The sequence below is a fragment of the Chamaesiphon sp. VAR_48_metabat_135_sub genome (assembly GCF_031418915.1).
GTDB lineage: Bacteria > Cyanobacteriota > Cyanobacteriia > Cyanobacteriales > Chamaesiphonaceae > Chamaesiphon.
This window is the reverse complement of sequence record NZ_JANOJV010000206.1, coordinates 1-14191: the sequence shown is the minus strand read 5'-3', so window position 1 is coordinate 14191 and position 14191 is coordinate 1. Positions and strand designations below refer to the sequence as shown.

The following is a 14191-nucleotide window of genomic DNA, read 5'->3' as shown; positions in this document are numbered from 1 at the left end:
AGAAACACCCACACCCCCACACTCCCTATCCCATATTCCGAACGAGGATGGCTTTGCGGGATTTACCAAAATCCATACCTGGGGCGTAGGCTTCGACTACGCGATTAGTGCGTTGACATGTTACTAGTAAATAGTCACAGTCGCGACATTGGGTGCGAGTGAGTGCTTGTTCGAGGATGTTGTGGCGTTCGGCTGATGGACTGCCACAATTAGGACAAATAATTTTAGTAATAGCCTGCATTGACACAAAGTGTTGAGGTGGGATGGGGTTCGTACCATTATCGCTGCGACTCAATTCGTAGCAACAACAGCTTATTCGTAGGTAGAGACAATAGTTAACGCAGGTTGCTAGTTATAACCAAGGTTAAAGATTTGGGTATTAGGTATTGGGTATTAGCGATTGGATACAACCTAAAGCCTAAAACCTAACAGCTAAAACCTAACACCCATCCCACTAAAAACCTATAACTAGCAACTTGGGTTAGTTACTATATTTTAGGGATCGAGGCAAAACTTGCTAATTCACACTCGATCGACATGGGGATCGACTTTCCCATATTAATCCACAAAACCCTCAAATAGTTGTGGAATTTTTTGTTAAGAATTTAGGTCGGAAGGATCGTGAATCGGCTGTGAAGGTTTACGATGAGTGTACGGGATTGAATATAATTTTCGGTTCCTCCTTGTAAAAGACCCAATCGATTCGCCAGTGGAGAGTCTGTGCCTACGGCAGGCTGCGCCAACGCCAACGATCTCTGGATATAATAGAAGGAATCTAGCTACCACCATCAAAATCTAGCAAGATCGATCGAGTTTCAGATATTCTCAGTTCCCATTGTCCACAGCATTTGAATCCAATGCCAAATGGTCGATCGCCAATTAGGGAAAAGGACGGTAGTGCAACCAGTAGCGATGAAAATTTTAGTTCTCATTTGGGAATTCCCACCGCGCCTCGTTGGGGGAATCGCTCGTCACGGTGCTGAGTTGTACCCAGAGCTTGTTAAATTAGGTCATGAGATTCATCTCATTACTGTCGAATTCAGTCAAGCACCAGCCAAAGAAATTATCGAAGGTATTTACGTCCACCGTGTCCCCGTCGCTGGATTCAGCCAAGATATCTTTAACTGGATTGGCAATATGAATTACAGTATGAGCAAATATGGCGCGAAATTGCTGGAGATGACTCAAGATTTCGACCTGATCCACGCTCATGACTGGATGGTAGCAGATACAGCGATTTCTCTGAGCGAAAATTTTAAAATCCCGATCGTTGCAACCATTCATGCGACAGAGTTTGGAAGACATAATGGCATTCACAATCCCAGCAGTGAATACGTCCACTCTCAAGAAACACGATTAGTGGAAGCAGCCGCACAAACGATCGTTTGTAGTCAGTACATGCGCCAGGAAGTCGGGCAAATCCTCCGCTGTCCCTGGGAAAGAATTAGCATCATCTACAACGGAATTCGCCCTGAGAAAAAACAACGTCCTAAAGATTTTGATTTCTGGGATTTTCGGCGCAGGTTTGCCGCCGACCACGAACAAATAGTCTATTATGTGGGACGAATGACCTATGAAAAGGGAATATTTGTCCTGATCAATGCTGCGCCTAAAGTATTGTGGGAGCTGGGTGGTAATGCCAAACTCATCTTCATCGGCGGTGGTAATACCGATGGATTAAAAAAACAGGCTTGGGATTTAGGGATTTGGGAGAAGTGCTTTTTCACTGGCTTTATGTCTGACGAAGATTTAGATAAATTCCAAACCGTTGCCGATTGTGCGGTATTTCCCAGTCTGTACGAACCCTTTGGAATCGTCGCACTAGAAAGTTTCGCCGCTAGGGTACCAGTAGTAGTTTCTGATGCTGGGGGACTGGCGGAAGTAGTTAGGCATACCAAAACGGGGATAGTCACCTGGAAGTGGGATTGCAATTCCCTGGCTTGGGGAATCTTGGAAGTCCTAAAAAATCCTGGCTATGCGAAGTGGTTGACAGACAATGCCTATGAGGAACTGGGGAAACGCTTTAATTGGCGGAAAATTGCCGTTCAAACTGAGACTGTCTATACTACTGCGCTGACAAGAGTAAGAGAGTCTATTCGGCTTTAGGCTAAAGTAGGTAGAATAACGGTACCAATCATCATCGTTCGGTATGGTTAACGATTCTCCAGAATTAAATATCGATCGACTGCCACTCATCCTAGCGGGGCCGATGTTGCGACATACGACGACGGAGGTCGTGACAGTGTGGTTAGCTTTGCGGTTGCCTGCACAGGTATCTTTGCAGGTATATAGTACTCTCGATTGCGGTAGCACGATCGACCTACCGATCGCGAATGGGGTGCGGAAAACAGTCACCGTCGGGACATCGCTCCACATCGTGACGATCTCCGCTACTAATCCTGAAGGAAAAACATTAAATCGGGGTGAAATTTATGCCTACGATCTGGAATTTACCATCGGGGAGACTAAATATAATTTAGCTACAGCTCTAACTTCTGCTGAATATCCATCGGTATGCGTGAGTTATTTCCCTCACGATTTGCCGACCTTTGTCTTACCACCAATCGATCTCAATCGCGTCAAAATTGCCCACGGTTCTTGTCGCAAGCCCCACGGTGACGGACAAGATGCTCTCGCCATTCTCGATCGCCTTTTAGCTGCCAATGCCGATGCACCGGATACTCGTCCCCAGCAATTATTTTTGACAGGCGATCAAATCTATGGTGATGATGTCGCCAGTCCCCTACTTTGGGTGGCGACACATTTAGGGGAATTAATTTTGGGCTGGGATGAAAAATTACCAATCGGCACATGGGATCGACCTAGATATAGCACACTCAAGGAATTACCGAGCGGCGAACGGGGTGAAATTGCTACGAAAGTCGGTGGCTTTACAGCGGGATTGCATCGCAAGCGATCGAAAGTCCATAGTCACCTATTTGGATTGGGCGAATATTGTGCTGCTTATTTACTCGCTTGGTCGCCGATAGTTTGGCCAAAACAGTTACCCAGTGGGGCACAGATGGGCTGTGACGGGGTGAAATTAGCCGCAGCCTGGGATCGAGAAGTTGCAGATATGCATAGCTTTATTCAGTCGCTGTGGGCTGTGCGTCGAGTTTTGGCGAATACTGTCACCTATTCAATCTTTGACGATCATGATGTCAGCGATGACTGGAATCTCAATCAGGCTTGGTGTCTGCGGGTGTTGGGCAAACCGCTAGGGCGACGAGTTGTGAGTAATGCGTTACTCGCCTACAGTTTATTTCAAGGATGGGGTAATACTCCAGCACAATTCGAGCCAGGAACGAGCGGTTATCGATTGTTTGGCTGGTTACAAGAGTTAATTTATACGCGGGGATATGATGAATCCATCGAACAGGAAATTGGTCGATATGTGGGATTACCGCCCCGCCAGTCTCACTCTAATTTACCGGAGTTTGCGATCGATGGAGAGGATTTAATTTTAGCTCGCGATCGGCAATCTTTAACTTGGCATTACACGATCGATTGTGGTGGATATCTGGCGATCGTCTGTGATACACGGACTCAGCGGGGTTATCCTCAAAATGCTAAACTGAATGCCCCCCCACGGTTATTAAGCAAGTCTGGATTGGATGCTCAAATTACTACTTACTTAAATTCAGATCTCGCTCAGGGCAAAGAAGTGTTGATTATTTTGCCGACTAATTTATTCGGACTCAGAGCAATCGACTGGGTACATCACCATCAAATCAATCGCGGTAAAATGTTCGCCACTGATGTCGGTGATGCTTGGAACATTCGCCTCGATGCAGTGGCAGAATTACTCGATCGGATCGCGCGTACTCGCGATCGAGCGATCGTCCTCACTGGCGATATTCATTACGCCGGAGCGATGGAGTTTACCTATCGAGATCGAGAGCATAATTCGACTCAACTCGTCCAATTTACTGCCAGTCCTTGCAAAAACGAGGAGCGATTAGCTAAGATACTCCAAAGTAAGCTAAAAGCATTGTTGTTGCCAGAATTTAGGCGAACTTGTGTGGGCACATTTTCACCACCAAGGATGAAATGGCAAGGATTATTTACCAATTTATATCGAGATTTTAAACCGGATTGGTGGGGAAAGTTACGATTGATTAGATTTAAAATAATTAAGTTAGAAGAGAATACCTCAGTCGAACATAATATCTTAGTTCAATTACACCGATTAATTCGCAGATATTTTTATAGTGGTGGCGAAGTAATTGGCTTTAATAATCTAGCGATCGTTAGTTGGCATCGAGACGATCTAACAATTGTTGCTATCCAAGATGTTTACTGGATCGCTGACTTAGACTATCATCAATGTAAGTCCGATCCTGTGGATGTGCCACTATCGATCTCCAGATATCAAATTGCAATGGAGGTGAATCAAAATCGATGCTCCCAAGCAAGACTGCTGCCAACAGATAGTTTGAACTGAACCAAGTAATGAGTCGATTCAGTATCCACGAGATCGGGTTTAATTACTGATAACTTGAGCTTCACCCACAGACTGGAGCCGTTCGATGATGTCGATCGTTTCGCGCTCGAACACCACTTGAGCGCGATTTGTGCGGCCGCCTAGATACAATTTACCGTCTTTAATTACTGCCCAAATTTGAGAGTGAGAGAAATAGCTCATGACTACACCTAACATTAATAAACCGAAGCCTAAATAAACGACCGGAATTCCAGGATCGGCTTTAATTTGTAACCCTGTACCACCGATTACTTCGAGGACTTTTAGAGTTACGCCATTAACTTCGACGGAGCTACCAGCTCGCACGCTGGAGACTAATTGTCCTTTGGTATCATAAACGAGTAATGTTCCTTGCAAGTCTTTGGCGAGGAGTGAAACGCCTTCACTTAAATCTGGTTTGGTGGGAATCCAAGTTCCCCAAATTCGGTTTTGAGCACCGTCGCCTAATTGAGCCATAGGTAGTCTAAAGATCGGACTATTATTCAGGCGAATTTTCACTCCAGAAATCGACCAATCAGTTTGATAGTAGTAAACTCCTTGATATTTTAGTGGTTTATTAACATGAATTGTCTGTCGATCGAGTTCTTTCTGGCTATTATTATCGATGACTGACAGGTCGGAATAGAATTGATCGATAGTACCTGAAGGTGTATAGTCAATCCAGAATCGATTCACTTTGACAGACCAATCTTTTGGTATTTGTCCGCTCGCCCAAGGGCCGGCATCAAGGATATTCTTGACTTGAAATGTTTCTCCACTTGCTACCATTTCCTGGGCGATGAAACCTGTCATTGCTCCCCAGACACCGCCGAGCAAAGTTAGAATCATTCCGACATGAACGACGATCGGCCCAATTTTACCAATCAAACCTTTCCGTGCGTAAAGTTTATCTCCTTCTGTAAATATTTTATATTTCTTTACCTGCAATTGTTCGGTGAGTGCGGCCATATCTCGATCGTCAATTTCGGCACTCAGGGCTAACTTTTGAAAGAATTTAGGATTATCATAAAATTTCCACTTCCGTGCTGACTTGAGCATCGGTAGCTGTGTTGTCAGGGTACAAGTTAGGAGGCTAATTCCAAACAGTACTAGTATCCCTAAATACCACCAAGTTCTGTAAACATGATCTAACCCAACAACTTGAATTACTTTCCAACTCAAAAAGCCGAATAAGGCAGGCTTTTCGGGATAATTAGTTTGATAAAATCCTGGTGTTTCTCCTTGTTCGATTAATGTGCCAGTGATACTCAAGACGGCAATAACTAGTACTAGTGAGATCGCAAATTTAAGATTGGCAATGACTGGTACTATTTTCTTCTTCCACCAGCGTTGGGAAATTTGGAGGATATTAATTGAGGATATTTCGTTGGATTGGTTAGATTCGATCGTCATCTGTTACTATTTTTTATTTGTCTTTGTCTTGATACTTAATGTTGAACTCTAACTAGAATTCTGATTAGGTTAATCTACCCCTCAACCCCCCTTATAAAGCAGGGTAATTTTACACAAGAAAAGAAAGATGCAAAACCTTACGGCTTAGTCTTCAACCGCCCTGAAATGAATTTCGGGCTGATAGCAATAGTTCACTGAAGTGAACTAGGAATTTTTTTCTTGTATGAAGCGACCCTTATAAATGGGAAAGCTGGGGTGGGGTAAAGATCTAAGCGGCGATTCAAACAAACTCAAATATCAAAAGCTTGGAATTCTAGTTATTAATGAAAACACCCCAAATCCAATCAATAGCACCCCACTAGTCGGGGTAATCCAACCAGACCATTTACGTACTTCTAATAACTTTTTAATTGAAGCTGTAAATGTACCTGCTAGTATCAATGGTGCCACATAACCAGCGGTGTATGCTAGCAAAAAGACTGCCCCCAGCCAAATATTTCCAGTACTCGCCACCCACGCGAGTAAACTTGCTAGTACTGGAGTGCTACAAGGTGATGCAACTAAACCGAAGGTGACACCCAATAGATAAGAACGCACCCCACTCGGTAAATCTTTGGAAATCCAATCCATCCCACCAAAATCTGGAAGTTGAAAGGGTAAAGCGTCGAGGAGGTTTAAGCCCATTAGGATGGCGATGATACTCACGAAGATCGGCAATCCCACGCCAATTTGACCGTAGACTTTTCCGACTACCGCCGCAAAAATCCCCAATCCAGCTAACGTTGTGGCGATGCCCCCACAGAAAAATGTCGATTGTAGCGCTGCTTGCCAACGGCTCTTGGATTCGTAGCCACCAATATAGCCGATCGTAATTGGCAACATCGACAGGGTGCAAGGCGTTAGACTGGTGAGCAATCCAGCGGAGAAAATCGTCACGACAGATACCCAGGTAATCTGAGTCAGTTGCTGAGTGACTAGTCGATCGGCAAAGTGTTCGAGTTGATATAATGCAGTCTGAATGTCAGTCATAGGGATAAAATAACAAAGTATCGCCAATGACAATTAACAATCGATCGATAATTAGTTGCCGATCGAGTAACAGTCATGAGATAATTATAGACTGTGTCTATTTTATTCCCGCGTTGGGTCTGTAAAGATTATGGCAGCTAAAAAGGGCGTTCGTATTATCATCACATTGGAATGCACCGAGTGCCGTAGCAATACTGCTAAACGCTCTGCTGGTGTATCCCGCTACACAACTATGAAAAACCGTCGGAACACCACCGCACGGTTAGAGTTGAGCAAGTTCTGTCGTTACTGCAACAAGCACACGACTCACAAAGAGATTAAGTAGGTAACTAGTGAAATTCACTACTCCCTACCCCCTACCCACTACCCTCTAACATTTATGGCTTATTTTCGCAAACGGTTATCGCCCATCAAACCAGGTGAACCAATCGACTACAAAGATGTAGATTTACTCCGCAAGTTTGTCACCGAACGTGGAAAAATTTTACCCCGCAGAATCACGGGTTTGACTTCTAAACAACAACGAGACATGACACTATCAATCAAACGCTCTCGTCAAATCGCTTTGATGCCATTCATCAACGTCGAGGGCTAAATAGCAAGGGATGAGGACTGAGGGTTGCTAGTGGCTTACATGTTTCCAGCAAACTTCATGTCTTCACATTCCCCCATATGTAGTGGAAAGTTGACACTTCTCCTGACGGAGACGCTGTGCCTACAGCAGGCTATCGCCAACGCTACGGCTAAGATCGGTGCAAGAAGTTGAAAGTTGAAGGCGAAATTTTTAGCTGTTAGTTAAATTTAGCGGTTGTCCTGTATTCGCATTAGACTGGAGAAGACTCCGTTGGAGCACTAAGACTGAAATCTAACTAAATAACATGTAGTAATTAACTGCTGCAAAGGAAGAGTATAGGGGTGGAGAAGGGAACTCTAGTTGAATTTTGGCACAATGGAGAACGTCGCTTAGCCATTGCCGATCGTCCAGAAGGGAAAAAACACTGGGTTGCGATCGATAGTCGGACTCAATCGCATACGCTCCATCCTCGCGATATTACCTATGAAGTTGCTGGGATTAGCTGCAAACAGCCAGCAGAGATTAATAAATTTAGCACCGAAGTCGCCCCGAATATCGATCCGGATAATCTAGAAGTTGCTTGGGAAATGTTAGTAGAAGATGGCGAGCTTGTCGATCCGCCGACCTTAGCAGACTTATTATATTCCGATCGCACCCCCGTCCTCTGTTATGCTGCCCATGTGCTGCTGTCAGGCGATAAGATTTATTTTAAGAACAAGAAAGAAGACAAATACGAAGCCCGCAGTCGCGCTCAAGTTACCGAACTCCAGCACCAAGCCACCGTCAAAGAGCAAAAAGAACGGGAACAGCAAGGATTTATCGATCGAGTTCAACAGCAACTAGCAGGTACCGCCGTCAAATGGGAAGACACCGACAAACAGCGGCTAGAGGTGCTCGAAAAATACGTCCTCAATCCTGATGCCCCACCCCAAAAGCTGGGAGAATATCTGACCGCCCTCAATCGATCTCAAACTCAGCAAGCGGTATTTAGTCTACTCGTAGAATTGGGCTGGTGGAGCATCCATGAAAACATTCATCTGCGCCGCGCTCAGACTCCCGTTCACTTCTCACACCAGATGCAAACCGTGGCGCATGAACTACTAACTAATCCGCCTGTCGATCTCGATTTAGCACACCGAGTCGATCTTACTCATCATAAGGTGTACACGATCGATGACGAGAGTACCCAAGAGATCGATGATGGCTTGAGTCTGGAAATATTGCCAGATGGACGCGAAAAATTATGGATTCATATCGCCGATCCCACTCGGCTATTATCGCCTGAAGATCGGTTCGACCTGGAAGCACGGAAAAGATCCGTCACAATTTATCTCCCCACAGGGATGATTCCGATGTTTCCGCCGGAGCTGGCTACAGGGCCAATGAGCCTGCGACAAGGACAAAAATGCTGTGCCATTAGTTTTGGGGTAATTCTCGATCCAACTGGTGCGGTGGCGGAATATGAGATAACTACAAGCACGATCGAGCCGACCTACCGCCTCACTTATGAGGATGTTGAGGAAATGCTCCAATTGGGGATTCCTGGCGAACGCGAAATTGAGACAATTGCGAAAGCGTCTAAATTGCGGACGCAATGGCGACTCTCCCAAGGTTCGATTAACATCAACATGCCAGAGTCTACAGTCAAAGTGCATGGCGATGAAGTCTCGATCGAACTGATCGAAGACAATCGCGCGCGGAAATTAGTCGCCGAAATGATGATTCTCGCTGGCGAAGTCGCGGCGAAGTACGGGCAAGATCATAATCTTCCTCTCCCCTATCGCGGACAACCTCAACCAGAACTACCACCCGAAGAAGAACTAATTCTCATCCCAGTCGGCCCTGCCCGCTCCTGTGCCGTCCGTCGCTGTATGCCACGCAGTGAAATGTCAACTTCTCCATCCAGACATGCTGGATTGGGTTTAAACACCTATTCTCAGGTAACGTCGCCCATTCGCCGCTATACCGACTTAATCTCCCATTTCCAAATCAAAGCACACCTACGCGGCGACGAACTACCATTCACAGTCGAACGCTTACAGGAAATTATGCTCGGTTTGGGGACGAATATTTATGAAGCGAATATGGTCGAACGCCAAACCAATCGCTACTGGACGTTAGAGTATTTTAATCGATCGAGTGAGCGGGAATGGGATGCAATCTTCTTACGCTGGTTGCGTGAAGACGAAAGCCTAGCCCTAATTATGATCGAAGATTTAGGGATCGAACTCGCAATGAAGTTCCCGCGCTGGGCAGATATCGGCGAACGTATCCAAGTTCAAGTCGTGCTAGTCGATCCACGTCAGGATATCATTCATCTGCGGGAAATCATCAGTCAATCAGATTAGGGTTCTTGACTTACTCACTAGTTTTTTGACGATCAAATCGGTCTTAAAACAAAGCCACCACAACAGTTTGGGCAAATATTATTGCCTGAAATGCCATCTGTACAAGTAGCACAAAATATACATTCACAGGTACAAATGTGTGCCTCGATCGAGTCTGGTAGCAACATCTTATGACAATGTTCGCAATTTGGTCTGAGTTCGAGCGCATTTTTCCTAATGTTATTTATTGCTACTAGGTTAATCTCTCACCAAATCCACTGCACGCTCATGGCAAAAAAACAAAAATTCCCTCACTTACTCGGATCGAAATGGACGGCTAGCCAGAAAATGTGGGGATGGCGACATTTTCAAGTAGTCAATCGCAAGAATGAAGGTCCGTGGGTATTTGCCGAAATGCTATCATCCTGCGATCCTAGTGTCAGGTTTTGGATCAATGCTCAAGCCACCAAAGATACGAATCAATGGAAACCAGGCTGGCAATCTCTCGACGAAATGGCACTAGAAAAAGATGAATTGGTGTTATTCGAGTAAGATTGAGTGGCCTGTACAGTCAGCAGATCGAAATCTATTGGATTAAAATCGAGATCGAACCTAGATGGTGAGCAGTGTCTAAACTACTAACATGAAAACCTAATCCCTAACCCCTAAAGAATGTTTCGTCTCGCCAGTCAAATCGAAGCCATCTTATATCTCAAGGGACAGCCCCTCGATTTAGCATTTATTGCTGAATGTGCGGGGTGCGATCGAGATGCCGCTGAAACTGCGATGATGGAACTAATGGACGACTACGCCCACCGTGATAGTGCCCTCGAAGTAGTCGAAACCCCACTTGGCTATACGCTCCAGTTACGCGGCTCCTTCCAAACTTTAATCGACAAAATGATTCCCGCCGAAATCGGTACGGGTGCATTACGGACATTGGCGGCGATCGCAATTAAGGGATCGATTACCCAGACCGATCTGGTAGAATTAAGGGGAAGTGGTGCCTATCAACACGTTCAAGAACTCGTCGAAGTCGGATTCGTCCGCAAACGCCGTCAAGCAGGAAGTCGCTCCTCACTATTGCAGGTGACAGATAAATTTAACCGCACCTACGAACTCAATGATTTACCAATCCAACAGTTAGGATTAGCTACTACCGAGCCAATTAGTGCAAATGAGGCAGAAACTATTGCTGTGGAGCATGAAGAGCATGACGGGGTGGATTTCACTACCGAGTCAAACTAAGTAATGTACAATTGGCAGCCGATCTTTTTAGCTTTAAACTTAATTTCAAGTGGGTGAATGCGGATAACCGTTCTGAGGGCACACTAATAGCAGCGATATTCTCACTACGATTCGATCGATAACACAGTATCATATTCATATCACGTCAATAGTTTAAACTAAACCGATTTTCACCTCGCTCCATCTAACTAAGTCATAATGGCATTTAATCCTGATTTTCTGGAACGCAAATCTGAAGACGCTCAGGTAAACCAATTACTCAAGTATCTTCAACATCAATCCCCAGAAGTCTTAGCCCAAATCGCTAAGGCTACAACTCCCCAGGTAAAAGATATTATCACCCACAACATTCAAGGCTTACTGGGAATGTTGCCGAGTGATGGCTTTAGCGTCCAAGTGAACACAGATCGAGACAACCTAGCGAATCTACTGGGTTCGGCAATGATGACAGGCTATTTTCTGCGTCAAATGGAACAGCGCATGGAGCTGGAAGATATGTTAACAGGTTCGAGTTCGATCGACGGCGATCGGTCCTAGGATTTTGGATTTTGGAGCGTTCCCACCAGCAGCGGGTGGGATGACATCGATCTGCTCGAACTGATTAACTGCGCCAGTGCAAGACTTGCGATTTAACTGGATTGACAAATTCGCGCTCTTCGGCATTCGACTTCGTGAATTCCGATCTTAGTTGATAATACCATTTTGCCTGAGTGTCAGCATCTCTAATCAACATCAATGGGGGATTGTATTTTAATCCGATCTGTTGTTTTACCACCATATCCCGATCTTGACCGAGAAAAGTACGGATAAATGGCGTTATTAGTGGCTGCAATGGTTTAACCCATCCAATCGTCGTATAAAACAGTGTGGTTACTTCTGTCTCTGTCTCAGAGATCGGGGTGATAACAGTTAGATTTGCAACGCGATTGGTATTGGTAATAATTTGCTCGATCCTCACCCCAGGTAGCCCAAAGGCGATTTCTACCTCCGCATCGCCACCAATTAACTTGTAAAAGAATGTTTGTCGCTCCAACCGATGACGGCGCATGGTAAAGCCATAGGGAGAAGGATCGAAGGCTTTGATTTCATCTGTCAGAATAGCATCCGATCGCCACCACCAAGCCCGATGAACGAACGGTACATGGGCGGGGTCCATCAAGCCTACCACGGCATGATCGATAAAGCAGGGAAACTTCATCGTAAATGCAGATTGATAAGTCATACCTTCAAATCCAGCCACCACCGGAACTGGATGCGTGGGTTCGGTGCGATCCCTTTCCCCCTCGGACATATAAATCCAGATATTCCCCTGTACTTCCCGTACTGGATACCTGCGAACTTGAAACTTACTCAAATCCAAATCTTGCTTGTCATTCAGAGCTGGAATCAGCTTACACTCACCTGCTTCATCAAATCGCCAGCCATGATAAGCACACTCAATTTCTGTACCATCAAACTGTCCACAACTCAAAGGTACAGCCCGATGGGGACAGATATCTCGCAGTGCAAATACCTCACCGCTAAGAGTCCGCCCAAACACAACTGGTTCGCCCAGGAGTTGTTTCGCAAACATCTGACCTGTTTTAAGTTGTCCTCCAGGTAAAGCATAATACCAAATATTGCGGAGGAAATTTTGCTTCTGTTCGATCGCCAACATCTTTATTCTATTAATTAAAACTACCAATTATGTCAGAATCTACGGATATTCGTTCCCAAATCCCCCCCGAGAGTGCGATTGAAAAATTGGCTTACCAAGCCATTTCCGAAAACTGGTTTGAATACCCGATCGTGGTATATCCCCATCATACCGATTATGGCGGGATTGTTTGGCATGGTACTTATCTAACTTGGATGGAAGAAGCACGGGTAGCATGTTTGACATCGATCGGGATTGATTTTGCCGATTTAGTGGGGATGGGTTGCGATTTACCTGTAGTAGATTTATCTGTTCGCTATCACCGCGCTTTGAAGATGGGTGAGTCGGCAATTATCAAGACTCGAACGATCGATATGGAAGGCGTGCGAATCGTGTGGGAATATGAGATTCAATCGATCGATCGAGAAATTACTTATCTAACTGGGATGGTGACACTAGTAGCTGTCGATCGAGAAAAGGGTAAAATTATGCGTCAGTTGCCAAATACGGTTAAAGATGCGTTGGTGAAAATGAGAGAGTAGTGGGGAAGTGGATAGTGAACAGGGTGGGCAATATCCACCATCTAGGTTTTAGACAATTTTAGAGTTTAATTACCCGTCATCAGAATCAATTCTCTTCCAATAGACTTCTTCTAAACCTACTTGAAAATCTTCAGTCATCCAGACTAAACCAGCTTGAATTACCCGACCACCTACAATAGTAACCAGCGAAAAGTTACGAAGGGTACGTTCGATCGTCGCCAGAATGCGCGGACACCTTGCCGCATTGAGATAAACTGTCCCATCTGGAGCGACGATAATTGGCTGACGTAGGCGTTCCTTCGTATGCCTGAGTTTATGGTGCATATGCCCAAATGTTACCAGCGGAATCGATTTCCCCTGCGCTTGGAGGATGGAAATTGCCTCTTCCAAGTCAGGATCGCCATAATCGCCACCAATCATTGGTTCCCCCCAATCCTTACCACAGATAGATTCCGGCTCTTCACCTAGTCCAGTTGGGCCATTATGCCCAATGATAATTAGATGATCGCATGTAGAATTATTGCCCATCTCCACAATCCGCCCAGTCGAAGCGGCAAAACTATCAACACCATATCGCTCTTCATAAAAGTCACTATACTTCCAACTTGGGCCACCCCAGCTAAAAGGACGACTACCGATAATCGACAGATTGAATTGGGGTAAATCTAATTTCCCATAACCGACATGACTCGCACCTAATAAATCGATTTGTTGTTGAACGCGATCTTCTACCAGTGGGTCGTAAGTGCGCTTGCTGCGACCCCAATCGCTGGCAGTATACCAAGCGTCATGATTGCCAAAAATCGCCGCTTTGGGGATGTCTAGACTGGCAATGCGGGCGACTACCTCCACCGACTCGTTGCCAAAGTCCCCGACGAATAATACCAAATCTACGCCCAAATGTTCGAGAGCGATCGCATCATCTTTGTCCCATTGGTCGTGAACATCCCCGACGATGGC

General features: G+C 45.4%; 15 protein-coding genes. 9 read left to right on the top strand and 6 right to left on the bottom strand.

The genetic code is table 11. The annotated features are described in order from the left end of the window. Positions 1 to 25 precede the first annotated feature (25 nt). A complete protein-coding gene (locus RMO55_RS14885; protein WP_310427697.1) occupies positions 26 to 241 on the bottom strand; it encodes a hypothetical protein in 216 nt (71 codons plus the stop codon). A 671-nt stretch (positions 242 to 912) separates the two neighbouring features. Here RMO55_RS14885 and RMO55_RS14880 point away from each other — a divergent pair. Continuing rightward, complete coding sequence (locus tag RMO55_RS14880; RefSeq protein ID WP_396134332.1) at positions 913 to 2106, top strand: glycosyltransferase family 4 protein; 1194 nt, start codon at positions 913 to 915, stop codon at positions 2104 to 2106. Between the two features lie 43 nt (positions 2107 to 2149). Continuing rightward, complete coding sequence (locus tag RMO55_RS14875) at positions 2150 to 4444, top strand: PhoD-like phosphatase (RefSeq protein ID WP_310427693.1); 2295 nt, start codon at positions 2150 to 2152, stop codon at positions 4442 to 4444. A 39-nt stretch (positions 4445 to 4483) separates the two neighbouring features. Here the strand turns inward: RMO55_RS14875 and RMO55_RS14870 are convergent, their stop codons facing one another. Together RMO55_RS14870 and RMO55_RS14865 are read right to left on the bottom strand one after the other, a co-directional pair. Continuing rightward, on the bottom strand, positions 4484 to 5875 hold the full coding sequence (locus tag RMO55_RS14870; RefSeq protein ID WP_310427692.1) for a cytochrome c biogenesis protein: 1392 nt from the start codon (positions 5873 to 5875) through the stop codon (positions 4484 to 4486). A 297-nt stretch (positions 5876 to 6172) separates the two neighbouring features. Beyond that, on the bottom strand, positions 6173 to 6904 hold the full coding sequence (locus RMO55_RS14865; protein ID WP_310427690.1) for a cytochrome c biogenesis protein CcdA: 732 nt from the start codon (positions 6902 to 6904) through the stop codon (positions 6173 to 6175). Positions 6905 to 7034: 130 nt separating this feature from the next. Here RMO55_RS14865 and rpmG point away from each other — a divergent pair, with 130 nt between their 5' ends. The 3 genes from rpmG (at position 7035) to RMO55_RS14850 (ending at position 9826) form a co-directional block, all read left to right on the top strand. Further along, the gene (gene rpmG, locus RMO55_RS14860) at positions 7035 to 7229 is read left to right on the top strand and encodes a 50S ribosomal protein L33 (RefSeq protein ID WP_310427688.1); all 195 of its coding nucleotides are present in this window, start codon (positions 7035 to 7037) and stop codon (positions 7227 to 7229) included. Between the two features lie 54 nt (positions 7230 to 7283). Further along, the gene (gene rpsR / locus RMO55_RS14855) at positions 7284 to 7499 is read left to right on the top strand and encodes a 30S ribosomal protein S18 (RefSeq protein ID WP_310427686.1); all 216 of its coding nucleotides are present in this window, start codon (positions 7284 to 7286) and stop codon (positions 7497 to 7499) included. 320 nt (positions 7500 to 7819) lie between these two features. Then, positions 7820 to 9826, top strand: coding sequence for a ribonuclease R (locus RMO55_RS14850; protein WP_310427684.1), 2007 nt, complete (start codon positions 7820 to 7822; stop codon positions 9824 to 9826). Positions 9827 to 9858: 32 nt separating this feature from the next. On the opposite strand, the gene RMO55_RS14845 is transcribed toward RMO55_RS14850, so the two are convergent. Then, a complete protein-coding gene (locus RMO55_RS14845) occupies positions 9859 to 10044 on the bottom strand; it encodes a DUF1272 domain-containing protein (RefSeq protein ID WP_310427741.1) in 186 nt (61 codons plus the stop codon). A 49-nt stretch (positions 10045 to 10093) separates the two neighbouring features. Between RMO55_RS14845 and RMO55_RS14840 the strand changes: the two genes are divergently transcribed. The 3 genes from RMO55_RS14840 (at position 10094) to RMO55_RS14830 (ending at position 11590) form a co-directional block, all read left to right on the top strand. After that, positions 10094 to 10357, top strand: a complete 264-nt coding sequence (locus tag RMO55_RS14840; protein ID WP_310427682.1) for a TIGR02450 family Trp-rich protein — start codon at positions 10094 to 10096, stop codon at positions 10355 to 10357. A 120-nt stretch (positions 10358 to 10477) separates the two neighbouring features. Then, complete coding sequence (scpB, locus tag RMO55_RS14835) at positions 10478 to 11053, top strand: SMC-Scp complex subunit ScpB (protein WP_310427680.1); 576 nt, start codon at positions 10478 to 10480, stop codon at positions 11051 to 11053. Between the two features lie 198 nt (positions 11054 to 11251). Next, positions 11252 to 11590, top strand: a complete 339-nt coding sequence (locus tag RMO55_RS14830) for a DUF760 domain-containing protein (protein ID WP_310427678.1) — start codon at positions 11252 to 11254, stop codon at positions 11588 to 11590. A gap of 64 nt (positions 11591 to 11654) precedes the next feature. Here the strand turns inward: RMO55_RS14830 and RMO55_RS14825 are convergent, their stop codons facing one another. After that, positions 11655 to 12710 (bottom strand): aromatic ring-hydroxylating dioxygenase subunit alpha, encoded by a 1056-nt coding sequence (locus tag RMO55_RS14825; protein WP_310427677.1) that lies wholly within the window; start codon positions 12708 to 12710, stop codon positions 11655 to 11657. 29 nt (positions 12711 to 12739) lie between these two features. On the opposite strand from RMO55_RS14825, the gene RMO55_RS14820 reads away from it, so the two are divergent. Next, positions 12740 to 13231, top strand: a complete 492-nt coding sequence (locus tag RMO55_RS14820) for a thioesterase family protein (protein ID WP_310427676.1) — start codon at positions 12740 to 12742, stop codon at positions 13229 to 13231. 69 nt (positions 13232 to 13300) lie between these two features. Here the strand turns inward: RMO55_RS14820 and RMO55_RS14815 are convergent. Further along, a partial coding sequence (locus RMO55_RS14815; RefSeq protein ID WP_310427674.1) for a TIGR04168 family protein occupies positions 13301 to 14191 on the bottom strand: 891 nt, incomplete at its 5' end.